This is a genomic window from Seonamhaeicola sediminis, assembly GCF_004358095.2.
GTDB lineage: Bacteria > Bacteroidota > Bacteroidia > Flavobacteriales > Flavobacteriaceae > Seonamhaeicola > Seonamhaeicola sediminis.
This window is the reverse complement of the sequence record NZ_SMZJ02000005.1, coordinates 50218-74520: the sequence shown is the minus strand read 5'-3', so window position 1 is coordinate 74520 and position 24303 is coordinate 50218. Positions and strand designations below refer to the sequence as shown.

General features: G+C 32.9%; 22 protein-coding genes. 15 read left to right on the top strand and 7 right to left on the bottom strand.

The window, feature by feature from the left end; translation table 11 throughout:
* Window positions 1-31: 31 nt before the first annotated feature.
* On the bottom strand, window positions 32-427 hold the full coding sequence (locus E1J38_RS15260; protein WP_369407157.1) for an alpha/beta fold hydrolase: 396 nt from the start codon (window positions 425-427) through the stop codon (window positions 32-34).
* 45 nt (window positions 428-472) lie between these two features.
* Window positions 473-1129, bottom strand: a complete 657-nt coding sequence (locus tag E1J38_RS09890; RefSeq protein ID WP_133356389.1) for a hypothetical protein — start codon at window positions 1127-1129, stop codon at window positions 473-475.
* A gap of 197 nt (window positions 1130-1326) precedes the next feature.
* On the opposite strand from E1J38_RS09890, the gene E1J38_RS09885 reads away from it, so the two are divergent.
* A complete protein-coding gene (locus E1J38_RS09885) occupies window positions 1327-2649 on the top strand; it encodes an aspartate kinase (RefSeq protein ID WP_133356388.1) in 1323 nt (440 codons plus the stop codon).
* Window positions 2650-2704: 55 nt separating this feature from the next.
* Here E1J38_RS09885 and E1J38_RS09880 read toward each other — a convergent pair whose 3' ends face one another.
* A complete protein-coding gene (locus tag E1J38_RS09880) occupies window positions 2705-3997 on the bottom strand; it encodes an aminopeptidase P family protein (RefSeq protein ID WP_133356387.1) in 1293 nt (430 codons plus the stop codon).
* A 270-nt stretch (window positions 3998-4267) separates the two neighbouring features.
* Between E1J38_RS09880 and E1J38_RS09875 the strand changes: the two genes are divergently transcribed.
* Genes E1J38_RS09875 through E1J38_RS09860 form a run of 4 tightly spaced genes read left to right on the top strand, consistent with a single transcriptional unit; the run spans window position 4268 to window position 8759 of the window.
* Window positions 4268-4942 carry a succinate dehydrogenase cytochrome b subunit gene (locus E1J38_RS09875; protein WP_133356386.1) on the top strand — a complete coding sequence of 225 codons (675 nt, stop codon included), beginning with the start codon at window positions 4268-4270 and terminating at the stop codon, window positions 4940-4942.
* Window positions 4943-4952: 10 nt separating this feature from the next.
* The gene (locus tag E1J38_RS09870) at window positions 4953-6968 is read left to right on the top strand and encodes a fumarate reductase/succinate dehydrogenase flavoprotein subunit (protein ID WP_133356385.1); all 2016 of its coding nucleotides are present in this window, start codon (window positions 4953-4955) and stop codon (window positions 6966-6968) included.
* 22 nt (window positions 6969-6990) lie between these two features.
* Window positions 6991-7734 (top strand): succinate dehydrogenase/fumarate reductase iron-sulfur subunit, encoded by a 744-nt coding sequence (locus tag E1J38_RS09865; protein WP_133356553.1) that lies wholly within the window; start codon window positions 6991-6993, stop codon window positions 7732-7734.
* A 41-nt stretch (window positions 7735-7775) separates the two neighbouring features.
* The gene (locus tag E1J38_RS09860) at window positions 7776-8759 is read left to right on the top strand and encodes a M28 family peptidase (protein ID WP_255449858.1); all 984 of its coding nucleotides are present in this window, start codon (window positions 7776-7778) and stop codon (window positions 8757-8759) included.
* Here E1J38_RS09860 and E1J38_RS09855 read toward each other — a convergent pair.
* Window positions 8756-12211: a DUF8818 domain-containing protein gene (locus E1J38_RS09855; RefSeq protein WP_255449857.1), complete on the bottom strand. Its 3456-nt coding sequence runs from the start codon at window positions 12209-12211 to the stop codon at window positions 8756-8758. The two genes, E1J38_RS09860 and E1J38_RS09855, sit on opposite strands and share 4 nt — an antisense overlap.
* Before the next feature lie 255 nt (window positions 12212-12466).
* Between E1J38_RS09855 and E1J38_RS09850 the strand changes: the two genes are divergently transcribed.
* The 3 genes from E1J38_RS09850 to E1J38_RS09840 all read left to right on the top strand — a co-directional run bounded on the left by E1J38_RS09850 (window position 12467) and on the right by E1J38_RS09840 (window position 15426).
* Window positions 12467-13231: an exodeoxyribonuclease III gene (locus tag E1J38_RS09850; RefSeq protein WP_133356384.1), complete on the top strand. Its 765-nt coding sequence runs from the start codon at window positions 12467-12469 to the stop codon at window positions 13229-13231.
* Between the two features lie 32 nt (window positions 13232-13263).
* Window positions 13264-14223 (top strand): OmpA family protein, encoded by a 960-nt coding sequence (locus E1J38_RS09845; protein ID WP_133356383.1) that lies wholly within the window; start codon window positions 13264-13266, stop codon window positions 14221-14223.
* A gap of 165 nt (window positions 14224-14388) precedes the next feature.
* Window positions 14389-15426: an NADP(H)-dependent aldo-keto reductase gene (locus tag E1J38_RS09840; RefSeq protein ID WP_133356382.1), complete on the top strand. Its 1038-nt coding sequence runs from the start codon at window positions 14389-14391 to the stop codon at window positions 15424-15426.
* Between the two features lie 60 nt (window positions 15427-15486).
* Here E1J38_RS09840 and E1J38_RS09835 read toward each other — a convergent pair whose 3' ends face one another.
* On the bottom strand, window positions 15487-17031 hold the full coding sequence (locus tag E1J38_RS09835; RefSeq protein ID WP_133356381.1) for an Rne/Rng family ribonuclease: 1545 nt from the start codon (window positions 17029-17031) through the stop codon (window positions 15487-15489).
* Window positions 17032-17433: 402 nt separating this feature from the next.
* Complete coding sequence (locus tag E1J38_RS09830; RefSeq protein WP_116039361.1) at window positions 17434-17724, bottom strand: HU family DNA-binding protein; 291 nt, start codon at window positions 17722-17724, stop codon at window positions 17434-17436.
* Between the two features lie 141 nt (window positions 17725-17865).
* On the opposite strand from E1J38_RS09830, the gene mutY reads away from it, so the two are divergent.
* The 4 genes from mutY to gldD all read left to right on the top strand — a co-directional run bounded on the left by mutY (window position 17866) and on the right by gldD (window position 21377).
* The gene (mutY, locus tag E1J38_RS09825) at window positions 17866-18906 is read left to right on the top strand and encodes an A/G-specific adenine glycosylase (RefSeq protein WP_133356380.1); all 1041 of its coding nucleotides are present in this window, start codon (window positions 17866-17868) and stop codon (window positions 18904-18906) included.
* 87 nt (window positions 18907-18993) lie between these two features.
* The gene (locus E1J38_RS09820) at window positions 18994-19446 is read left to right on the top strand and encodes a single-stranded DNA-binding protein (protein WP_133356379.1); all 453 of its coding nucleotides are present in this window, start codon (window positions 18994-18996) and stop codon (window positions 19444-19446) included.
* A 48-nt stretch (window positions 19447-19494) separates the two neighbouring features.
* Window positions 19495-20799, top strand: coding sequence for a gliding motility-associated protein GldE (locus E1J38_RS09815; protein WP_133356378.1), 1305 nt, complete (start codon window positions 19495-19497; stop codon window positions 20797-20799).
* Window positions 20799-21377, top strand: a complete 579-nt coding sequence (gene gldD / locus E1J38_RS09810) for a gliding motility lipoprotein GldD (protein WP_133356377.1) — start codon at window positions 20799-20801, stop codon at window positions 21375-21377. Before E1J38_RS09815 ends, gldD begins: the two co-directional genes overlap by 1 nt.
* Before the next feature lie 72 nt (window positions 21378-21449).
* Here the strand turns inward: gldD and E1J38_RS09805 are convergent, their stop codons facing one another.
* On the bottom strand, window positions 21450-21944 hold the full coding sequence (locus tag E1J38_RS09805) for a heavy-metal-associated domain-containing protein (protein WP_133356376.1): 495 nt from the start codon (window positions 21942-21944) through the stop codon (window positions 21450-21452).
* Between the two features lie 156 nt (window positions 21945-22100).
* On the opposite strand from E1J38_RS09805, the gene E1J38_RS09800 reads away from it, so the two are divergent.
* From E1J38_RS09800 to rplU, 3 genes are all read left to right on the top strand, one after another.
* Window positions 22101-22982 (top strand): DMT family transporter, encoded by an 882-nt coding sequence (locus E1J38_RS09800; protein ID WP_133356375.1) that lies wholly within the window; start codon window positions 22101-22103, stop codon window positions 22980-22982.
* Between the two features lie 80 nt (window positions 22983-23062).
* A complete protein-coding gene (locus E1J38_RS09795) occupies window positions 23063-23515 on the top strand; it encodes a DUF4199 domain-containing protein (RefSeq protein ID WP_133356374.1) in 453 nt (150 codons plus the stop codon).
* Window positions 23516-23614: 99 nt separating this feature from the next.
* The gene (gene rplU / locus E1J38_RS09790; protein ID WP_133356373.1) at window positions 23615-24283 is read left to right on the top strand and encodes a 50S ribosomal protein L21; all 669 of its coding nucleotides are present in this window, start codon (window positions 23615-23617) and stop codon (window positions 24281-24283) included.
* Window positions 24284-24303: the final 20 nt, after the last annotated feature.

The window sequence follows — 24303 nt, the reverse complement described above, 5'->3', positions numbered from 1 at the left end:
TTTATGGTTTTGTTTTACTGCTTCAATACCTCTATCTCTGTTTATTTTTTTTTTCTTGGGTATCTGATCTTGCTGTTGAGTTCATGAGACAAAGACCTTTAACGTTATCTGGATTCTTTTCTGCAAAAGCAAGCGCAACATAACCGCCCATTGAATGTCCAACAAATATTGACCTTCTAATTTTTAAATGTTTTAAAACAGTTTCAACAACTTCGGCCATTAACTCCATTGAATGGATATATCCCAAACATTCGGTTTGGCCATGTCCCAAAAGATCAATGCAAACTACACGATTTTTTTTACTTAGTTGCGGTATGAAAGGTTTCCAGATGTTAGAGTTTTCTAAAAACCCGTGAAGCAATACAATGGCACTGCCTTTGCCATGATCGGTGTAAAAAATAGTAATGCCTTTGTACTCTAAAATCATATTTTACCAGTATAGTACAAAGTTAAAAATGATTGGTTCAAATACTTAAGATTTTACCCTTTTTATAGCAGTAAAGGCTTTGTCAACATAGTCGTCTTCAACCAAGATAGTAAATTCATTAGTAGTTGATAAAACTTCATATAGAACAATACCTTCCCATGCTAAACGCTTAAAAAAGTGATAATACAAACCGGCTATTTTAGAGTTGTCTTGCGGTAAATTAATGCTAATAGCGGAAAGGCCACTTTGAACAGCAAGAAACGTTTCGTTTTTTAAATTGTCTTTAACAAAATCTTTAAGGCTACTTGAAATGATAATATTACTCTCATGAATTCCTCTTGTGAAGGTGTAAAAAAGTTTGTTTTCTTGATTTATTCGAGCCAATATTTTAGTATGATTATCAATGAGAGTATCTGAATTTTTAACAGTGAAGTCTGTTAAATTGGAACGCACCGTAATATCACCTAAATTTTGAATAACAAGCCGCATTTTTAATGTATTACCCAGGGTAGGTGGTGGACTATAGCGTCTTAAAGCCATCATAATAGCACCTGGTTTTACATCCTTTTTTAGCATTTTGCTAATAGGTTCTGTAAGTTCAACAGCCAAAGCACTGTAATTAATAATGTTCCTTGATAAAGCTTCCTCTAAATATGGTTGTGTAATTAGTATATCTTCAACACAGTTTGATACGGTTTTCATCTGTTTAAATTTTTTTTGAATTTGAATAATGAAAATTTACGCTCAGTAATTGTTAATTATTTAACAATATGTGTAAAAGTAAACATTTTTTTATAAAAATAGGTTATAACTCATCTTCTATATTAATTTTGCTGCTCAATTTGATAAAAAAACTAATAGTTGTTATAGCAACCTATACAAATAACAAATTTAGATAGATGAAAGTATTAAAGTTTGGAGGTACTTCGGTTGGTTCTGTAGAAAACATGAACAATGTAAAAACTATCATCAATGATAGTAGTAAAAAGATAGTGGTACTTTCAGCTATGTCTGGTACAACCAATGCTTTGGTTAGTATTGCTTCTGGAATTGAAAAAAATAATATTAAGCAAGTACAGTCTGAAATTGAAAACTTATATAAAAAGTATATTGATGTTGTAAATAACTTGCTAAGCAACAAATCTGCTAATGCTAAGGTTATGGCCTATGTGTCTGAGCGATTTGATTTCTTATTACAATGTACAGAAAAACCTTTTTCATTGACTCTAGAAAATGAAGTATTGGCTCAAGGTGAATTACTTTCAACCTTTATGTTTAATGCTTATTTACAGCAAGAGGGAATTAATTCCCAATTGTTAGCAGCATTAGATTTTATGAGAATTAACGAAGTTAAAGAGCCAGATTTTGAATATATACAAGAACATTTAAATACGATTTTAAGAAATAGTCCTGAAGCAGATATCTACATAACTCAAGGTTTTATTTGTTTAAATCATGCAGATGAAGTGTCTAATTTACAACGTGGAGGTAGTGACTTCACGGCCACTATTGTTGGTGCGGTTATTAAAGCCGAGGAAGTACAAATCTGGACAGACATTGATGGAATGCACAATAATGACCCAAGGTTTGTAGAAGGAACTCAACCAATTTCAGATTTATCATTTGACGAAGCTGCAGAGTTAGCCTATTTTGGTGCTAAAATTTTACATCCGCAAACGGTTTTACCAGTAAGAGAAGATGGAATTCCTGTGAGATTAAAAAACACAATGAATCCACCAGCACCTGGAACCTTAATTAGCAGTAATCATGTTGAAAATGGTATTAAAGCCATAGCAGCAAAAGATAATATTACGGCCATTAAAATTAAATCGGGTAGAATGCTTCAGGCACATGGTTTCTTAAGAAAAGTGTTTGAAATTTTTGAGATTTATGAAACTTCCATAGACATGATTACAACTTCGGAAGTAGCTGTTTCTCTAACTATTGATGATGATAAAAACCTTGATAAAATTCTATCGGAATTAGAAGCTATTGCTACTATTGAAGTAGATAAAAACCAAAGTATTGTTTGTTTAGTTGGTCACTCCATTGTAAATCATGAAGATACCTTTAAGTTATTCCAAATTTTGAAAGATGTAAAAATTAGAATGATTTCTTATGGGGGTAGCCGTAATAATATTTCATTGCTAATTGACACAAAAGATAAAGTAGAAACATTGCAAAAACTAAACACGTATTTATTTGAATTAGTCACTCTTTAAAAATATGATCTGGTTTGGGCAATAAAAAAGAGGGGTTTTAGCCCCTCTTTTTATTTTATGAATTCATGATAGATTCAATTTCTTCAATCTCAACAGGAATATTTTTCATTAAGTTAATTGGTTCTCCTGTTTCTTGAATAACTACATCATCTTCTAGTCTAACACCAAACCCTTCATCTGGGATGTAAATACCGGGTTCAACCGTAAAAACCATATTTGATTGCATAGGCTCTGTTAAAATGCCATAATCATGTGTGTCTAATCCCATGTGGTGACTGGTTCCATGCATGAAGTATTTTTTATAGGCTGGCCACTCTGGATTTTCGTTTTGAACATCAGCTTTATCTAGCAATCCTAAACCTATCAATTCTGATGTCATAATTTTACCAACTTCAATATGATATGCTTCCCAAAGCGTTCCAGGGACTAACATTTTTGTGGCTTCATTTTTTACTTTTAAAACAGCATTGTAAACGGCTTTTTGTCTGTTGGAAAACTTGCCTGAAATTGGAATGGTTCTAGTCATATCACTGGCATAATTGGCGTATTCTGCGCCAACATCCATAAGAATTAGATCACCTTCTTTACATTGTTGGTTGTTTTCAATGTAATGCAAAACATTGGCATTGTTACCTGAGGCAATTATTGGGGTGTAAGCAAATCCTTTAGAACGATTTCTAATAAATTCATGGATGTATTCTGCTTCAATTTCATATTCCCATACACCTGGTTTTACAAAATCAAGAACCCTACGGAATCCTTTTTCGGTAATATTACATGCCTGCTGAATTAAATCAATTTCAATATTGTCTTTTAAAGACCGTAGCCTTTGCAAAATAGGATTACTTTTAGCAACAGTATGCGCCGGATATTTTTCTTTTAACCATTTGGTAAAACGGTCTTCTCTTGTTTCAACTTCAACATTAGAGCGATAATGTTCATTGGTGTTGATATAAACGGTTTCACATTGGGTCATGATTTCAAACATGATTTTTTCCATGTCTTGTAACCAGTATACTGTTTTTATACCGCTAACCTCAAAAGCTTTTTCTTTGGTAAGTTTTTCTCCTTCCCAAACAGCAATATGGTCATTGGTTTCTCTTAAGAACAATATTTCTCGGTGCTTTTCTTTTGGGCAATCAGGAAATAAAACTAAAATACTTTCTTCCTGATCAACTCCACTTAGAAAAAAAATATCACGATGTTGTTGAAAAGGTAAGGTGCTATCAGCACTAATTGGGTATATATCATTTGAATTAAAAACAGCTAAACTTTTAGATTTCATTTCAGAAGCAAAGTTTTTTCTGTTTTTTATAAATAACGTGTTGTTTATTGCAGAATATTTCATTGGATTGTGAGTAGTTATAATTGAGTAAAATTAAAAAATAAAGTACACTTTTAATAAGTTGCTTGGTGTATAATAATTAAAGACTGAAAATATTACTATAGTACGCTCTTTAAAATTGTTTTAACTATTTTTATCTAATATGATTTTTATCATTTTTTAAAACTAAGTATTATTACTTATAATTATTCTAAATAAGAATAATTAATCATTTGCATATTGTCTATGAATGTATAGTAATTTACCTTTGCAACTTACTAAATAAATTAAATAATGAGCGGATTTTTTAAATCTTCGATAGGAAGAAAAGTTGCCATGGCGCTTTCTGCATTCTTTCTCATGTTTTTCTTAATTATTCACCTAGCAGTTAACATTACTTCGGTGTTTAGTGAAGATGTCTTTAACGAGCTTTCTCACTTTATGGGAACTAATCCAGCGGTACAATTTGCATTGCAGCCTGTATTGATTTTTGGTGTTGTTTTCCACTTTGTAATGGGATTTGTGCTAGAGTTAAAAAACAGAAAGGCTCTTGGAGTTTCTTATGCAAAGAACAATGGTGCTGCAAACTCTACTTGGATGAGTAGAAATATGATTTACAGCGGATTAGTGATACTAGCTTTTCTGGTATTACATTTTATAGATTTCTGGATACCCGAAATCAATGTAAAATATATTAAAGGCGATATGTCTGGTATGCACGGGGGAGAGTATAGATACTTTCATGAAATTGTTGCTAAGTTTGAAAGCCCTACAAGAGTTGTAGCTTATGTGGTATCTTTTATTTTATTGGCGTTACACTTACTGCATGGGTTTACATCGGCATTTCAATCTATGGGATCAACAGCTGGTAGAAAAAAAGCGTTGCAAAAGTTTGGGAAGATTTATTCTTTCATTATCCCATTAGGATTTATCATTGTAGCTGTTTACCATCATTTTAATCACCATTAATTTTTAGCATATGAGTGTTTTAGATTCAAAAGTACCAAAGGGTCCAATCAAAGATAAATGGACCTCTTATAAAGATAAAATCAACTTAGTTAATCCAGCTAACAAGCGTAATATAGACATAATTGTTGTTGGAACTGGTTTAGCAGGAGGTTCTGCTGCAGCTACTCTGGCTGAGTTAGGATACAATGTAAAGGCATTTGCTTATCAAGATTCTCCAAGACGTGCACACTCTATTGCAGCTCAAGGAGGAATCAATGCAGCAAAGAATTATATGGGTGATGGAGACTCAGTTTACAGATTGTTTTATGATACTGTAAAGGGAGGTGATTACCGTTCTCGTGAGGCCAACGTATATCGTTTAGCTGAAGTTTCAGCAAATATAATTGACCAATGTGTGGCGCAGGGTGTTCCTTTTGCTCGTGATTATGGCGGGTTGTTGGATAATCGTTCTTTTGGTGGTGTTCTTGTGTCAAGAACATTTTATGCCAAAGGACAAACGGGACAGCAGTTATTATTGGGAGCATACTCTGCAATGAACCGCCAAATTGCTCGTGGTAAGATTCAAATGTACAATCGTCATGAAATGTTAGACGTGGTAATTGTAGATGAAAAAGCCAGAGGAATTATTGCCAGAAATTTAATTACCGGTGAGATAGAGCGTCATTCTGCACATGCGGTAGTTGTTGGTTCGGGGGGGTACGGAAATGTTTATTTCCTATCAACCAATGCTATGGGTTCTAATGCTACAGCAGCATGGAAGATTCATAAAAAAGGAGCGTTTTTTGCTAACCCTTGTTATACACAAATTCATCCAACCTGTATTCCGCGTTCTGGAGATTACCAGTCTAAGTTAACCTTAATGTCAGAGTCCTTACGAAATGATGGACGTATATGGGTTCCTAAGAATTTAGAAGATGTTAAGGCTATTAGAGAAGGTCGTAAAAAACCAACCGACTTGTCTGAAGACGAAAGGGATTATTACTTAGAAAGACGTTATCCTGCATTTGGAAATCTTGTACCAAGAGATGTAGCATCTCGTGCTGCCAAAGAGCGCTGTGATGCTGGTTACGGCGTTAATGCTACAGGAGAAGCAGTATATTTAGATTTTGCATCGGCCATAGAGCGCTATGGTAAAGAGCAAGCTAAGATTCAAGGAATTGATAATCCGTCTAAAGCAAAAATCACAGAACTCGGAGAAAAAATAGTTGAAGCTAAGTACGGAAACCTTTTCCAAATGTACGAGAAAATTGTAGATGACAATCCGTATAAAACACCTATGATGATTTATCCAGCAGTTCATTATACTATGGGAGGTGTTTGGGTGGATTATAATTTAATGACTACCGTTCCTGGTTTATACTGTATAGGTGAAGCCAACTTCTCAGACCACGGAGCTAACAGGTTAGGTGCCTCTGCTTTAATGCAAGGTTTGGCAGATGGTTATTTTGTATTACCTTACACAATTGGTGATTATCTATCAGAAGATATTAGAACTGGAGCAATCCCAACAGATTCTAAAGAATTTGACGAAGCCGAAAAATCTGTAAAAGATAGAATAGACTTCTTTATGAATAACAAAGGAAGCAAGTCTGTAGATTATTTTCATAAGCGTCTGGGAAAAATTATGTGGGATAAAGCAGGAATGTCTCGAAATGAAAAGGGATTAAAAGAAGCCATGTCAGAGATAAAAGCTCTTAGGGAAGAGTTTTGGAAAGATGTTAAAGTGCCAGGTTCAGCAAATGAAATGAACCCTGAACTTGAAAAAGCAGGTCGAGTTGCAGACTTTCTAGAATTAGGTGAGTTATTTGCTAAAGATGCCTTGATGAGAGAAGAATCTTGCGGAGGTCATTTTAGAGAAGAATCTGCTGAGGAATCTGGACCTCAAAAAGGTGAAGCAAAAAGGGATGATAAGAACTTCGCTTTTGTAGCTGCTTGGGAGTATAAAGGAGAACCAGGGGATGCAGTGCTTCACAAAGAAGAGTTAGAATTTAAGGATATAGAATTAAAACAACGTTCATACAAATAAGAAAGTTATGTCTGGAAAAGGAATGAATTTAACATTAAAGATTTGGCGTCAAAAAGATGCACAATCTAAAGGTAAGATGCAAACTTACAAGGTAAATGATATTTCAGAACATATGTCTTTTTTAGAGATGATGGATGTTCTGAATGAACAATTAATTGCTGAAGGAGATGAACCTGTTGCTTTTGATCATGATTGTCGTGAAGGTATTTGTGGTATGTGTTCATTATATATCAATGGTGAAGCGCACGGGCCCGATAGGGGTGTAACTACTTGTCAGTTACATATGCGTATGTTTAATGATGGTGATACTATTTATATAGAACCATTTAGAGCAGCTGCTTTCCCAGTTATTAAAGATTTGGTAGTAGATAGAAGTGCTTTTGAGCGAATACAGCAAGCAGGAGGATATATTTCGGTAAATACTTCTGGAAATACTCAAGATGCTAATGCTATTCCAATTTCTAAACATGCCGCTGATGAAGCTATGGATGCTGCAACTTGTATTGGTTGTGGTGCCTGTGTAGCTACTTGTAAAAATTCTTCGGCTATGTTGTTTGTTGGTGCTAAAGTATCACAGTATGCGTTATTACCTCAAGGACAAATTGAAGCTGCTGACCGTGTTAAGAATATGGTAGCTCAAATGGATTTAGAGGGTTTTGGAAACTGCACAAATACCGGAGCATGTGAGATAGAGTGTCCTAAGGGTATCTCATTAGATAATATTGCAAGGATGAATAGAGAGCTTATAAAAGCATCTGTGAAATAAATAAGCAAGTAAAAAATAAGCACAAGCTCATACCAAACGGTATGGGCTTTTTTTATTTACGTATAGTTTATGAAAAAACGTATCTTAGATATTTAAAGCCTAATATTTTGATGGTTCTCAATATTTTATCCAAGAGTTTAGCCTTAGTAACTATATGTGTTTTAAGTGTTTCTTTTACTTTTTCACAAGAACCAACAGTGTCTTATTTTAGTGAAGAAGCTCTTTTACGACATGTAGAAACATTATCTTCAGATGCATTTGAAGGTAGACTTACTGGTACTAACGGAGCTATTAAAGCAAAGAAGTATATTATAAACCAATTTTATAGTTTAAAAGTACAGCCTTTTAAAAAATCTTATGAGCAACCTTTTAAATTTATAAAAGGAAGAAAGGAATATAAAGGCACCAATGTTTTAGGCTATATAAAAGGAACTCTTGAACCCAATAAGTTTATTATTTTAAGTGCCCACTATGACCATCTAGGAATTAATAATGGAATCATTTATAATGGTGCAGATGATAATGCATCTGGTATAGGTGCTCTTTTTGGTTTTGCCGAATATTTTCAAAAATATCCACCAAAACATTCAGTTATTTTAGCAGCTTTTGATGCTGAAGAACTGGGTATGCAAGGGTCTTATTATTTTGTAAAAAACCTCCCTTTTTCTATAAAAATGATAAAAGCTAATCTTAACATGGATATGATTAGCCGCAGTAATAAAAATGAGTTGTATGTAGCTGGTTCTAATATTAATACATTTTTTAGAAAAGCTGTTTGTTGTATAGAATCAAAAAAAATAGACCTTATTACAGGTCATGATGGTTATGATGATAAAGATAATTGGGTGTATGCGTCAGACCACTCTAATTTTCATAAAAAAGGTATTCCATTTTTATATTTTGGAGTAGAAGACCATGAGGATTATCATGAAGCAACCGATGATTTTGAAAATATTCATCCAGAATTTTATACAGAAGCAGTAAACGTTATAATCTCTGTGTTTAATAAAATTGACGCTCCTTAAAAGTAAGCTTTCAACTGTATGGAACCTGTATGGATGGTGTTGCTAGTTTCTGTTTTTCTTCCAAAGTAGCTTAAATTTAGGTCTAAAAAATTAGTTAGTTTTTTTTGTGCCAAAAGCGTCCATGTAAAGTTTTTTCCTGATTGCAAACCTTCTAACATTTGGTAAGCTACGGGTGAGTTAGCATTGCCATTAAATATATTCGAAAAGAAATTGAATTCACCATTAATAGCACTTTTAGCATTTTTAGAAAACATAAAAGACGCTCCATATTTTTGTTGTTTTAAGAATTCTAACCCTCCTATTATATTTTCTTTTTGAGCAAATTGATAAAATACATCAAAACTAGAGTTGTCATTAAATAAATAAGATAATTTAGGATTAAAACGGGTTTCTTCAAAGTTGTAGTTTCTACTGGCAAAATTCTCACTCAAACTTTGGTTTTTTTCACTAGCTGAAAAAAAGGAGATTAGCCAATTTTCTGATAACTTATGGTTAAAGTTTAATTGATGACTTTGTAAACTATTCTCAACAAAACCAATGGATAAAATATTTCTAGTTTTGTTTTCTAAATACGTGTAAGAGGTTGTGTATTTTTGTTTTCCTCTATTATAAAACAACACGTTTCTGAAGTTTAACTGTAAACCTAGCTGATTATTATCATCACTTTTAAACGGATTGAGATTAAAACTGTTATTGTCTCTTCTGTTTTTTCTGTCGATTAAATAGCTTGTCTGGTTATAAAAATGCGACCAGAATTTTTTTGATTTTTTTTCGCTTACAGACCATTGTGATGGATTGATAGTTAAGGTCTGGCTAAGTCTGTTTTGGTGGGTCTTAATAAAAATTCGATTTGGCAATAACACCCTTATATATTTACCTTGATCTTGAAACTGTGCAATTTCAAACTCTTCTAATTCCTGAATACCATTGTTGTTATAGTCAACCCAAGTGTAAGTACCTTGTCCTGCTTCTACCTCTACATAGGTAAAATCTTGTTGAGGTAAAGTGCCAGAATTGGTTTCATAAATAGTGTTCCACTGAACTATATTTTTAAATAGCTTCTGGTTGAATTGTAATCTGGAATTTACAGATTGCTCATCATTAAGACCTGTTTCTTCACTTTTTAAATTCCTATAGTTAGTATAAATAGACAGATTGGTATTCTTGTTTTGAATGAGTTTAGAATTTAGGTAAAAGGTATTGGAAGTATTCACTTTTTGTAATTGGTTGTTCCTAATACTATCATTAACTCGGTTTTTATAACCCAGTTCCACAAAAATTCTAGTGCTGTCTCCAACGCCGGCGAAAATTTCATAAGATTTAAATTTCTGGCTTAGTGGTGTTAAAGTATTGGTAGAAACTTCTCTTTGCTCATTGTCTTCAATAGCTAACTTGGTTCCAATCCAGCTTTTTTTCATACCATAGGTAATTGTACTATGAGACCTTAAAAAGGAAGATTTGTTTATATTAGATGTAGCTTTTAAAAAACTACTATGTGAATTAACTCTTAGTTTATTTAATAACAAATTAATATTGGCCACATGCCGATTTCCATTAAAATCAATAGAATAATTTAAATGTTCAAATTGATAGTTTACTAGGCCTTTTTTTGGATGAAACAATCGCAAACCAGAATGTATTAAAGTTTGATCTCCAATACTCATATTAGAAACGGTACCGTCTGAAGATAATAAATTCCAGTCTCGGGCAAATTCTGCATTATATAACCTTTCAATGGTTCTATAATTATCTTGTATATAGTCTGTGTTTGCAAATACATTTAAAGACCATAGACTATCTTTTTTCACGAGACTTTGTTCTATGTTTATCTTACCGGCAACACCGTTGTTGTTATTATCATCTAAACTTGAAAAAAGGTTTAAATCGTTTTTGCTACCAGCCAATTCAAAGTTTATATTAGTTTTTTCATGCGGTTTGTAGCTACCATTAATAACGGCAATTTGAAGTCTAGTTGGGGCTACCAATTGAACTATGGGAGCATAATTTCCTTGATTAACACCTGCATATTCGTAAATATTGTTCACAGTATTGGTGCTGCTTAGTACATAATCACCTTTATTAGTGCCAACTTGAGTGAAAGTTACCCGATATAATTCATCATTAGGGTCATTAGAAAAAACAAAAGCTTCAATACCACCAATAAGTTCTTTTTTATATAAAATGCGGTTTTCATTTAAAGCTTCTTGAACTTCTGAAGGGGCCACCATTTGGGTTCTGTCGTCTCCAGCATCTGCCAGAATTTGAATTTGTTCATCAGACAAATTTTGTTGTAGAGGTTGGTTTTTAGCATCGCTTTCAGAATATACAGAAACTCCAATTTTCAATCTATCACTGTTAAGATTTCCTCCTCCGTATGCTACAAATCTAGAATAGTTGCGTTCACTGAATTGATAATCTACCGTGATCCGCATTTCAGAAGTGATAGGGTAGGTGGAGTTGAAAATTATTTCTCCAGCGTTATAATCTATGATGTAATCTTGGTCTTCACCACGTTTTACAGGCACACCGTTAACATAAACGGTTTCACTTCCAGATACAATAAGTACAAACAATTCACCATTGGTACCTTGTAATTTATAGGGTCCTTGATTACCTTCTTGGGCTGTGAACTGGCTTCGGGTAAATTGTCCGCGTACAATAGCTCCTGCTGCAAAAACATTATTTTGAGAGTCATTAGTTCCTAAATTAGCATTAACCGATAACCCTTGCACACGCTTAGAGAAGCTTGCAAAATAGGAGTTATTATTTTGTAGATCAATATCACCGGCTCTGATATTCCACGAGTCACTAAAAAGTTCAATAAAAACTTGGTCAAATTCATCTAATCGTTGGCTATATCCACTTTCTTGCAAAGGAATATTGGCATCTTGAATAGAGGCTCTTAAAGAGACCTTATTGTTTAATTTTCCTGTAATTTGTAAGTCCAATTCACTATTTAGTACAGAGTTTTGATTGTTTCCAATGGTGACGCCTCGAGAAATGCTCCCCGATGTAGTTAACCCATCAAAAGGTGTAAATATGTTGCTATTATTTGGTTGCGATAATTTATATAAAGTTTGTGCACTGCTGTTATCAGAAATGATGATAGATTCATCTAACTGCATATAGGTTTTGGTTAAGAACTCTGGGAATTTTAGATAGTTTATAATAATAGAATCTGTTTCAATAGGCTTTTTAAAGGTTAAAAGTGCTTTGGGGAAATCAATGTGATAATAGGATGAGTCTACTAAAGTTTGGTCTTTTCTTTGTATTGAAAAACTACTGGAATTAATACTAACACTATCAATTTTAATAGACTCTTTTACTGCTATTTTAATAGACTTGTAGTTAGAATTTTGGTTTTGTGAAAAACTAAAATAACAAATGAATAAAAAAAGCAAAACAGGATAATATGAAAGCTTTGAATAACCCAAACTATGTGATGAGTTCAAGACAAGATAAAATTTTAACCCGCAGCAACCTTTTGGTTGGGGGGACTTAAAATTTTTGATAACAAAGAAATCGCCCATAGTTTGGGATAAAACAAGTTTTGGTAATTACTAAATCTTATTCAAAGCTTTCATTAGATATTTAAACTAAAATAAGTCTAAAATAGTATGTTGATAGTTTTCTGTATAAATGCTTGATAAAGCTATGGTGTAAAAGTAATGTATTATTTATTTTAGCTGAAAACAAAAGAGAATCAAGTGAAAATCATATCGTATAATGTAAACGGAATTAGAGCTGCAATTAATAAGGGTTTTTTAGATTGGTTAAAAGCAGCTAGTCCAGATGTGATATGTTTACAAGAAATAAAGGCATTAAAAGAACAATTAGATTTAGCAGTTTTTGAGGAAGCTGGATATAAACACCATTACTGGTTTAGTGCCCAAAAGAAAGGCTATAGTGGTGTAGCTGTTTTAAGTAAAAGCAAACCCAATCATATTGAATATGGAACCGGTATTGAATCTATGGATTTTGAAGGTAGAAATTTACGAGTAGATTTTGATAATTGCTCTATTATGAGTTTGTATTTGCCTTCTGGCACAAATATTGCTAGGTTGGAACATAAGTTGGAATACATGGCCATGTTTCAAGACTACATAAACAACCTTAAAGAAACCATCCCGAATCTTATTATTTGTGGCGATTATAACATTTGCCATGAAGAAATTGATATTCATAATCCTAAAGGGCTTAAAAATGTTTCAGGATTTTTACCAGTGGAACGTGAGTGGATTGGCGCCTTTATAAATAATGGATTTGTTGACTCTTTCCGATTTATAAACCCTGAAAAGCAACAATATAGTTGGTGGAGTTATAGGGCTAATGCACGCGCTAATAACAAAGGTTGGCGATTAGATTATGCCATGGTTGCTAAACCTTTACAAGAAAATATCAAAAGAGCCGTTATACTTCAGGATGCGGTTCATAGTGACCATTGTCCTATACTTTTAGAAATTGAACATTAATTAAATTCAGTCAAACCCAAAAACCTAACCTAATGATTAAAAGAATTTCAGTATTAGTATTAACCCTAGCGGTTTTTGCTTCTTGTGTGTCACCTAAAGTTTATAAAGAACTGGAAGGTAAATACAATAACTTAAAGAATGAGAACCGAAAACTATCTGATGAAAATGAGGCTCTCTTAAAGGCTAAAAATGCGGCAGCCAATGAGTTGAAACAAATTCAAGCAGCATATGAAGAGGCATTAGCAGATCGAGATAAACTGAGAGCCGATTGTAACGCTATGAAGTCTAATTATGATGCTTTAAAGGCTTCTTATGAAGCTTTAGAAAAGAATAGTTCCGCAGCCATTGCTAAAAATTCGCAAAAGAATAGAGAACTATTAGCCCAATTAGAAGCTAAAGAACAAGCTTTGGCAGCAGAAAGTGCTCGTTTAGAAAAACTTAAAAAAGAATTAGAAGATCGTTCTAACAGAGTTGCAGAGCTAGAAAAAGTAATTGCCAATAAAGATGCAGCTATGAGTGCTTTAAAAGATGCCATTTCAAGAGCCTTGACCGATTTTGAAGGAAAAGGTTTAACCGTAGAGCAACGCGATGGTAAAGTGTACGTTTCTATGGAAAATAAGCTGCTTTTCAGTTCAGGAAGTTGGGCTGTAAATACCGAAGGGCGTAGAGCTGTTCAGCAACTTGGTACAGTGTTGGGAGATAATCCAGAAATTGCTGTTTTAATTGAAGGCCACACAGATAATGTACCGTATAAAGGTAGCGGTCAGTTAAGTGGTAACTGGGATTTGTCTACCAAACGTGCCACCGCCATTGTAAACATACTTAGAGAGAATGCAGCTATCAATCCAGAAAATTTAACCGCTGCGGGACGAGGTGAGTATGCGCCAGTTGCTACGAATGACACTCCTGAAGGAAAAGCAAAAAATAGACGCATAGAAGTTATTTTAACACCTAAATTGGATGAACTATCTAGGTTGTTAAATGAGAATTAATCATTATTTTACAGATTTATAGTTTGATAATCATTTTATAATTCGAAACAATATCATACATGACAAAAGCCTTTTTAGTAATGTAATTTACTGGAAAGGTTTTTATTTTTGTTACTAATAAAATACCATTTTATTCAATTTTTAACACTACAAAAAACTTTATAAATGAAGTATACAGTATTGCCAAACACCAACATAAAGGTTAGTAAAATTTGTTTAGGCTCTATGACTTGGGGGAATCAAAATACAGAAGCAGAAGGACATGCTCAAATAGATTATGCCATTGATCAAGGTGTAAACTTTATTGATACTGCGGAGTTATATCCAGTACCGGCCTCACCTGAAACTCAAGGAAAAACAAGTGAAATAATTGGGACATGGTTAAAAAAAACAAAGAAAAGAGACAAGCTTATTATTGCTAGTAAAATTGCTGGTCCAGGAGACTATACGGCACATATCCGTAAAACGGGATTTAGCAGTGAGGCTATTCATCAGGCTGTTGATAATGAATTAAAACGATTACAAACAGATTATATAGATTTATTTCAATTACATTGGCCGGAGCGACAAACGAATACTTTTGGAGTTAGGGATTATAAACATGATTACAATGATGATTGGACAGATAATTTCAATGAAGTTCTTAATACCTTACAAGATGTTATTGAAAGTGGAAAAGTTCGCTATATAGGGCTCTCTAATGAAAAAGCTTGGGGAGCCATGCGTTATCTAGAAGAAAGTAGGCGTAATAATTTACCCAGACCAATAACCATTCAAAATCCTTATTCCTTATTATGTAGGACTTTTGAGGGTGATTTGGCAGAAGTTTCCATTAGAGAGAATTTAGGCTTACTAGCTTATTCACCAATGGCTTTTGGTGTCTTGTCTGGTAAATATATTAAAGGTACAGCCGCTGATAATGCTCGTTTAAAATTGTTTCCAAGATTTGCGCGGTATAGTGGCGAGCAATCTACAGAGGCAACAGAGCGGTATTTAAAAATTGCGGAGGACAATAATTTATCAATTAGTCAAATGGCTTTGGCTTTTGTAAATCAGCAACCATTCTTAACCAGTAATATTATTGGGGCTACTAATTTAGAACAACTTAAAGAGAACATTGATAGTATTAATGTAGATTTAAATAAGGAAGTTATTGAGGCTATTAATAAAGTGCATGATGTTATACCTAATCCTGCTCCATAAGTTTACAGATTACCAATTAATCAAAAAAGCCTTACTAAACAAATAGTAAGGCTTTTAAAGTTATTTAATTTGATTACCATCTTTGTCAAAAAAATGATATTCTAAATATGTGTAAGCATCTCTTGGTAAAATTTTCACCCATTTTTTGTGTTCAAAAAACCATTTTGAACGTATAGATGGAAAACCTTTAGTTAAAAAGGCTGCTATAAAAGGATGTGTGTTTAAAGTCAACTTTTTATAGTCTTTTCGAAGCAATACTTCAAGATCATGCGTTATTTTTTGAACAATTCCAATTGGAGCTTCAACTTCAGATCCGTTGATTCCATTTGGGTCTTCCTCCCTAGTTTTTATATTCATTTCAGGGCGCGTACGCTGTCTTGTAATTTGTATCAATCCAAATTTACTTGGAGGCAAAATCTTATGTTTTGCTCTGTCGTCTTGCATTTCTTCACGTAGATGATTAAAGAGCTTCTGCCTATTTTCGGCATTAGTCATATCAATAAAATCCACTACTATAATACCGCCCATGTCTCGTAATCGTAACTGGCGAGCAATTTCTGAAGCAGCAATTAAGTTAACTTCCAATGCAGTTTCCTCTTGGTTATTGGCTTTGTTAGAACGGTTTCCGCTATTTACATCTATTACATGTAAAGCTTCAGTATGCTCTATTACTAAATAGGCACCCTTTGCCATAGAAACGGTTCTGCCAAATGAGGTCTTTATTTGTCTTTCAATACCATGTTTTTCAAAAATAGGTACTTTAGATTGATACAATTTAACTATTGATTCTTTCTTTGGTGCAATTTCTTGCAGATAATCTTTTACTTGATAATAAAGCTCTTCATCATCAACTGTTATTCCAGTGAAGGTGTCATTAAAAATATCTCGTAAAATAGACGAGGCTTTATTCATTTCTCCTAACACTTTACTTGGATGATGGGCTTTATGTAATTTTTTACACATTGCGGTCCAACGACTAAGCAAATTCTGTAAATCTTTATCTAGTTCGGCTACTTTTTTGCCTTGTGCTACTGTACGAACAATAACTCCAAACCCTTGAGGTGTTATGCTTTTTACCAATCGTTTTAAGCGGTCTTTTTCTTCACGGTCTTCTATTTTTTGTGAAATAGAAATACGACTAGAAAAAGGAACTAAAACAATATATCTGCCGGCAATTGAAAGCTCAGAGCTTATTCTTGGGCCTTTTGTAGATATGGGTTCTTTTACTATTTGTACTAATAGCGATTGATTAGATTTTAATGCGTCGACAATTTTGCCGTCTTTATCAATATCTTTTTCAAATGGGAAATTTTTTAAAGAAAAATCTTTTAGTTTACCTGTGCTTACACGTTTTGTGAATTTTAAAAGTGAAGGTAATTTTGGGCCTAAATCATGATAGTGCAAAAAAGCATCTTTCTCATAACCTACATTAACAAATGCAGCATTTAACCCAGGAACTGTTTTTCTTATTTTGGCTATAAACACATCACCAACCGAAAAATTGTTCTCATCTTCATCCTTTTGTAATTCAATTAGTTTTCCATCTTTTAATAAGGCAAAATCAACAGTATCGGAACTAGATCGGATGATCAATTCTTTATCCATTTCGTTAATTTTTATCCATACACTTTTAGTGAAAAAGCTATAAGTAAAAAGTAAAATAGCTAAAAGTTTTAAAAACTAACAACTAAAAACTAACAACTAATAACTAAAAACTGCAGTTGTACAGATGGATTAAACAATATTTTTTTGATTATCAAAATATAAATTTAGATAATCATCACAGGATTTTTTACCCGTGGAGTTCTTAAAGAACTCATTTCAAAGAACGTTTAGTTTTTTAACCAAAAAAGTAGTTAACCTAACTACTTTTTCGATTTATTTTTTCTTTTTATGACGATTAGCGCGTCTACGTTTTTTACGCTTATGCGTCGCTACCTTATGTCTTTTGCGTTTTTTACCACTTGGCATAAATAGTGTCTTTTAAATTAATAATTTATTTTGTTTTTACTTTACTTCTACGTTAGTTTTAACTCCTTCAACAAAAACTTTCGCAGGCTTAAACGCAGGAATGTTGTGAGCAGGAATCTTAATTGTAGTATTTTTAGAAATGTTTCTTCCTGTTTTTTCAGCTCTGGTTTTGATAATGAAGCTTCCAAAACCTCTTAAATAAACATTATCACCACTTTCTAGTGAAGTTTTTACTTCTTCCATGAAAGATTCAACAGTTGCTTGAACATCTCCTTTTTCAATTCCTAATTTCTCAGAAATTTTTGCTACTAAATCAGCCTTCGTCATTTTAAATTGTTATTTTATAATTACTATATACTATTTTTAAGGGATGCAAATATAGGAATTAAATATTCAATATTTCAAACCTAATTCATTAAAATTTAAGATTATAAAGGTTTATTTTAGCGCTTTGTCTAAAAAGCACTCATGCAATTTTCAAAAACTTTAATTAACTGGTATTCAATTAATAAGAGAAGTCTTCCTTGGCGGGAAACTAAAGATCCATATTTTATTTGGCTTTCAGAAATCATTTTACAGCAAACACAGGTTAAACAAGGTTTACCTTATTATGAAGCTTTTTTAAGAGAATTCCCTTCTGTATTCCAATTAGCCAACGCCAATGAAAGTGACGTGTTAAAGTTGTGGCAGGGACTTGGTTATTATTCCAGAGCAAGACATCTGCATGCTACGGCTAAGTATGTTGTCAATGAATTGAATGGTGAATTCCCAAAATCCTTTAAAGAGCTCATAAAATTAAAAGGAATTGGCGATTATACAGCTAGTGCTATAGCCTCCATTTGTTTTAACGAACCTGCTGCTGTGGTTGATGGCAATGTATACCGCGTTTTATCTCGTTATTTTGGAATTGACACACCCATTAATTCAACCAAAGGAATTAAGGAATTTAAATTATTGGCTCAGGAACTAATTGATAAAAAAAAGCCTGCCGATTTTAATCAATCTATTATGGAGTTTGGTGCCATACAATGTAAACCTCAAAATCCTGATTGTTCAGTTTGTCCACTAAACATTTCCTGTGTGGCCTTAAAGCAAAATAGAATAGATCAATTACCAGTTAAGATTAAAGCAGTAAAAGCAAAAAAGAAATATTTTAACTTTTTAGTATTTATTTCTGAAGACGGAAAAACAATTTTAGAACAGAGAAAAACAAAGGGCATTTGGCAAAATCTCTATCAGTTTCCGTTGGTAGAAACAAAATCAGAAATGGACTTTAACACTTTTAAAAAGCATATAGATAATCATGAACTTCTTAAAAATAGTTCATTTGATTTGTCTTTTTATAATGAGACTAGTATCGTTCATAAATTATCTCACCAACATTTATATACAAAGTTTTGGATAATTAATGTTAAAAATCTAGAAACAAAAGGGGTTTCAATAAATAACATCAAGGACTATGCGGTTCCTATCTTAATTGGAAACTTTATAGAGTCATTCAGATTTTAGTACAAAATATTAGCTAATCATATTTTTTTATTAATTTTAAAAATGAGTTACAATTAAGTAATTTTGCAATCTATAATTAATTAAGATATGTCAGGAACATTAAATAAAGTAATGCTAATAGGGCATTTGGGAGATGAGGTTAAAATGCATTATTTTGAAGGTGGTGGTTGCGTTGGAAGATTTCCTTTGGCAACCAATGAAACTTATACAAACAGGCAAACAAATGAGCGTGTTACTAATACAGAATGGCATAACATAGTGGTTAGAAATAAAGGTGCCGAAATTTGTGAAAAATATTTAAGTAAAGGCGATAAGGTTTATATTGAAGGACGATTAAAAACCCGTAAGTGGCAAGATGATTCTGGTAACGAACGCTACAGCACTGAAATTCAATGTACAGATTTCACTTTTTTAACCACAAAAAAAGAAAGTGAGCAAAATGCTCAGGCGGCAGCAAGCCCAAAACAGCCTGAATCAAATAAGCAACAATCTGTTAGTGAGCCTACAGTTGAAGAAGAAAATGATGACCTTCCGTTTTAATATTGATGAGTCTGCTACTAGACTTTTGTTTAACTAAAACCAACGTATTTGGACCCCGACCCTTCCAGTTTTTTAAATTTATTTATTGCAATTGATTTTTCAATTGTTTCTGGTTTTGTACTACTGATTTTGCTCCTAGTCTGTTCTGCGCTTATTTCTGGTGCCGAAGTGGCTCTTTTTTCACTTACAAAAAATGATGTAGAAGCTGGCTTAGAAGAAAATTCTAAACGCATGCAAGTGGTTTCTCTGCTGGTTGAACGTCCTAAAAAGTTACTAGCAACCATTTTGGTAGCTAACAATTTCATAAACATTGCAACGGTAATTTTGTTTGCCTATCTGGGTGACTTTATTTTTGGAGACATTGCAAATCCCAAAGTAAAATTTGTTTTAGAAGTAATTGTGATTACCTTCCTTATTTTACTTTTTGGTGAAATTTTGCCTAAAATTTATGCCAGTAGGAATAACGTAAAATTCGCTTCTTTTATGGCGTATCCATTAAAAGTTTTAGATGTAATTCTTTCACCTGTAAGTTCACCAATGCAGAGTGTAACCTTAGCAATTCACAATAAATTAGGTAAACGTAAATCTAATTTAAGTGTAGATCAGCTGTCGCAAGCCTTAGAACTAACCAGTGATGAAGATACAACTAAAGAGGAACATAAGATTCTGCAAGGGATTGTGTCATTTGGAAATACCGATACCAAACAGGTAATGCGTCCGCGAATTGATATTTTTGCTTTAAATATTCAACAGAAATATGCTGAAATCATGCCGGAAATAATTACTAACGGTTATTCTAGAATTCCTGTTTATGAGGAGAATATTGATCAAATAAAAGGTATTCTTTATGTTAAAGATTTATTACCTCACATCAATAAAAAACAGTTTAATTGGGTTAGCTTAATAAAAGAACCTTTTTTTGTTCCTGAAAATAAAAAGTTAGATGATTTAATGGCGGAGTTCCAAGAGAAGAAAGTACATTTGGCTGTCGTTGTTGATGAATATGGTGGGACTTCTGGTTTAATTTCTTTGGAAGATATTATTGAGGAAATTGTAGGAGATATTAGTGATGAGTTTGATGACGAAGATTTACAATATTCAAAACTTGATAACAATAATTACGTATTTGAAGGAAAAACAGCTTTAAAAGATATTTATAAGATTACCAAAATTGAAGATGAATATCTTTTTGAAGAAAACAAAGGTGAAGCCGAAACTATTGCTGGGTTTGTATTGGAAATTTCTGGCAGCTTTCCTAAGCTTAATAGTAAAATAAATTTCAGAAATTACGTTTTTACTATTGAAGCTTTAGATAGAAAACGTATTAAACTTGTAAAATTCACAATTGCTTAATGAGCCGATATTTATTTCTTTTTTTAATTCTTATATGTGTTGCGTGTGGTGAAGATTACAAGCCAAAACCTAAAGCATTTTTAAGGTTAGAGTACCCTGAGGCTAAATATGTTACTTCTAATATTGAGGTTCCTTTTACTTTTGAAGCTAATTTGTTGGCTAAAAAAATTTCATTGAAAAAAATAGAGGCGCCAACTGAAAGTTATGGTGTTAATTTAGAATACCCATCACTCAAAGGTACCATATTTTTAACATACAAGGCAGTGGAAGCTAATGAAGAGAATTTGGAGAACTTTTTAAGAGATGCCCAAAAATTCACATTAGAGCATACAAAGAAAGCAGATGAAATCCCGGTAACACCATATGAAAACAGCTATCAAAAAGTATATGGGGCATTATCTGAGGTGAGAGGAAATGTGGCCTCTCCAGTTCAGTTCTATGTAACAGATAGTGTAAATCATTTTTTAACAGGGTCTTTATACTTTTACGCAAGGCCTAATTATGATTCCATTCTTCCGGCAGCCAACTATTTGCAAAAAGACATTATCCATATTATGGAAACAATTAATTGGAAATAAAAAAGCTTCTAAAAAGGAGAAGCTTTTTTATTATGAAAATGTCATTCAGAACCAAGTTCAGAATCATAGTATTTACGCCTTTTGAATACAACATGCTTTTTTACAATCTGTGGCACACGTCTTTTTATCAGCTTCAGTTTTATTGGAACAACAAGCTTCTTTACAATCAGCAGAGCATTTTTTTGTGGTAGAAAATATATCTACGGTTTTCATGTCACTTACTTTGTAAACATCAGCAACATTGGTAACAGTTTCTTCTAAAGATGTAGGTGTTACTTTAGCTTCATTATATTCTACCATAGCTAGTTTTTTATCAAAATCTACCTTAGCAGATTTTACGCCTTCCATGTTGGCAATTTTCTTTTCAATGGTTTTAGCACAACCAATTTCACAGGTCATTCCGTCTATAGTAAACTCCGCTTTGGCAAAGGTAGCATTAGGATCAATTGTTTTTTTAGCTTCAGAGGAAACTTCTACAGTTTTTACTTCTGCTTCAACCTTATTTTTACAGCTAAAAGCAAATAAAACTAGTATTACTAAAACTAAGGTGTTCTTTAATGTATTCATTAGTATTGTGTTTTAAAATTATAATCAATTTAGATAAAATAGAGTTAATACGAGATAACTTAAGTACAATTTAACAACTATTATTGTGCAAAATTACTAAATAAAGCTGTTTTATTAGGTTAAAAAGTTGAATTTTGTGCCTCAAACAAATCACCAATGAAAGCGTTGCACTCTAAGTGGATTTATTTATTTATACTTTCATTAATTTGGGGTAGTTCTTTCATGCTTATAAAAAAAGGGCTAGTGGGTTTAACTCCCATGCAACTTGGGGCGGTTAGGATTATTTTTACAGGAACATTTCTCTTTATTATTGGGTTTAGGAAAATTAAAGAAATAAAAAGTACCAAAGAATGGAAAGGTATTGTGCTTACGGGGCTTTTAGGTACTTTTTTTCCTTCTTTCCTTTTTGCTTTTGCAGAAACAGAGATTGATAGTGCTGTAGCTTCTATAATAAACTCCTTAGTGCCTATAAACACCATTTTGATAGGTCTTTTAGTTTTTAAAATAAAATCAACTAAACAACAGGTTCTAGGTGTTTTTATTGGTTTAATAGGAACATTAATTCTCATAATGAATGGCGTTTCATTAAACCCTACCCAAAACTACTTTTATGCCGTTTTGGTTGTAATAGCCACTATCATGTATGCTGCAAGCTCCAATATTATAAAGTACTATCTTCAGCATGTTAATGCACTAACAATTGCTGTAGGGAATTTTATGGTTATTATGATTCCCGCCATTATAGTTTTAATTTCAAGTGGTTTTTTTAAGGAAGAAACCCTAGCTAAAGAGCAATTAAAACCAGCGTTATTGTATATGTTACTCTTGTCTTTGTTTGGTACAGCCGTAGCTAAAGTGTTATTTAATAAATTGATACAAGTCTCAACGCCTGTTTTTGGTTCTTCTGTAGCTTATTTAATGCCAATTGTGGCAGTTTTTTGGGGAGTTTTAGATGGGGAACGCTTTAGTTTTTTACAAACTATTTCAACAGTAATTATTCTTATTGGTGTATACTTAGCACAAAAAAGAAAAAGGTAATTATCTCAAATATTTAGAGTTATATTATTAATTCTCAGATTTTTTTCCGAAATTTAAGAAAACACTAAATGTTAAAATCGATGAAAAAAGTATCGCTTCCCATAAGGTTTGGACTGGTTACAAGTGCGGTTTTAATAGCGTATTTTCTAGTTTTATCGTTGTTTAACAAACATATTAATCCTGCTTTTAGTTTTTTTAATGCCTTCATAACAGGTTTTGGTATTTATGAAGCGGTAAGGTTGTATAAGTTACAATTACCTAATTCTTTTTCTTATACAGAAGGATTTAAAACAGGTATTATTACTGGCTTTGTTGCTACATTAGTATTTACACTTTTCTTTTTGTTTTACACTACAGAGATAGATTCAAATTTCTTACCTCATTTAATGCAAACATTACATAGAAAATTTGATATTGATATTGGCATGGTAACCTTTATAGTAGCTGTTATGGGGTTGGCCACATCAGTAGTAGCTACCTTGTCTGTTATGCAGCTTTTTAAGAATAGCAGAAATATTCCTCAAAAACAATAAAACGTTTGTAGTTTAATTATTTAGCAGTATATTTGCACCCGCCTTAGAAGGCTCTGAGGTAATTTATATAATAGAATTAACTAATAAAAACGTTACGCTATGTACGCAATTGTAGAGATAGCAGGGCATCAATTTAAAGTTGAAAAAGACCAAAAAGTTTTTGTTAACCGTTTACAAACTGAAGAAGGAAAGCAAGTAGCTTTTGACAATGTTCTTTTAGTTGCAGACGGAGACAAAGTAACTGTAGGCGCCCCGGCTATAGACGGTGCTCAAGTAGGAGCAAAAGTCGTTAAGCACCTAAAAGGTGATAAAGTAATCGTCTTCAAAAAGAAAAGACGTAAAGGTTACCGTGTGAAAAATGGTCACCGTCAAGCTTTAACAGAAATAGTAATTGATAGTATTGTTGCTTCAGGAGCTAAAAAAGCTGCTCCAGCTAAAGAAGTTAAAAAAGAGACTCCTAAAGCTGAGGCACCAAAAGCGGAAAAGGCTGCGCCTAAGGCTGCTGCTAAAAAAGCAACTGGAAAAGCTGACGATTTAAAGAAAGTTGAAGGTATTGGACCTAAAATTGCTTCAACATTAGTAGAAGCAGGAATTTCAACTTTTGCAGAATTAGCAAAAACTGATGCTGCAAAAATATCTGAAATTATTTCAGGTGTTCGTGGTAATCATGTTACAGATACTTGGCCAGCACAAGCTAAATTAGCTGCTGAAGGTAAGTGGGATGAACTTAAAAAATGGCAAGACGAATTAGACGGTGGTAAAGCTTAATAGCTAACTGCTAACTTTAA

Coding starts and splice junctions, on each gene's coding strand:
- E1J38_RS15260 (WP_369407157.1), bottom strand. CDS start 427: ATGATTTTAGAGTACAAAGGCATTACTATTTTTTACACCGATCATGGC.
- E1J38_RS09890 (WP_133356389.1), bottom strand. CDS start 1,129: ATGAAAACCGTATCAAACTGTGTTGAAGATATACTAATTACACAACCA.
- E1J38_RS09885 (WP_133356388.1), top strand. CDS start 1,327: ATGAAAGTATTAAAGTTTGGAGGTACTTCGGTTGGTTCTGTAGAAAAC.
- E1J38_RS09880 (WP_133356387.1), bottom strand. CDS start 3,997: ATGAAATATTCTGCAATAAACAACACGTTATTTATAAAAAACAGAAAA.
- E1J38_RS09875 (WP_133356386.1), top strand. CDS start 4,268: ATGAGCGGATTTTTTAAATCTTCGATAGGAAGAAAAGTTGCCATGGCG.
- E1J38_RS09870 (WP_133356385.1), top strand. CDS start 4,953: ATGAGTGTTTTAGATTCAAAAGTACCAAAGGGTCCAATCAAAGATAAA.
- E1J38_RS09865 (WP_133356553.1), top strand. CDS start 6,991: ATGAATTTAACATTAAAGATTTGGCGTCAAAAAGATGCACAATCTAAA.
- E1J38_RS09860 (WP_255449858.1), top strand. CDS start 7,776: ATGGGCTTTTTTTATTTACGTATAGTTTATGAAAAAACGTATCTTAGA.
- E1J38_RS09845 (WP_133356383.1), top strand. CDS start 13,264: ATGATTAAAAGAATTTCAGTATTAGTATTAACCCTAGCGGTTTTTGCT.
- E1J38_RS09840 (WP_133356382.1), top strand. CDS start 14,389: ATGAAGTATACAGTATTGCCAAACACCAACATAAAGGTTAGTAAAATT.
- E1J38_RS09835 (WP_133356381.1), bottom strand. CDS start 17,031: ATGGATAAAGAATTGATCATCCGATCTAGTTCCGATACTGTTGATTTT.
- E1J38_RS09830 (WP_116039361.1), bottom strand. CDS start 17,724: ATGACGAAGGCTGATTTAGTAGCAAAAATTTCTGAGAAATTAGGAATT.
- mutY (WP_133356380.1), top strand. CDS start 17,866: ATGCAATTTTCAAAAACTTTAATTAACTGGTATTCAATTAATAAGAGA.
- E1J38_RS09820 (WP_133356379.1), top strand. CDS start 18,994: ATGTCAGGAACATTAAATAAAGTAATGCTAATAGGGCATTTGGGAGAT.
- gldD (WP_133356377.1), top strand. CDS start 20,799: ATGAGCCGATATTTATTTCTTTTTTTAATTCTTATATGTGTTGCGTGT.
- E1J38_RS09805 (WP_133356376.1), bottom strand. CDS start 21,944: ATGAATACATTAAAGAACACCTTAGTTTTAGTAATACTAGTTTTATTT.
- E1J38_RS09800 (WP_133356375.1), top strand. CDS start 22,101: ATGAAAGCGTTGCACTCTAAGTGGATTTATTTATTTATACTTTCATTA.
- E1J38_RS09795 (WP_133356374.1), top strand. CDS start 23,063: ATGAAAAAAGTATCGCTTCCCATAAGGTTTGGACTGGTTACAAGTGCG.
- rplU (WP_133356373.1), top strand. CDS start 23,615: ATGTACGCAATTGTAGAGATAGCAGGGCATCAATTTAAAGTTGAAAAA.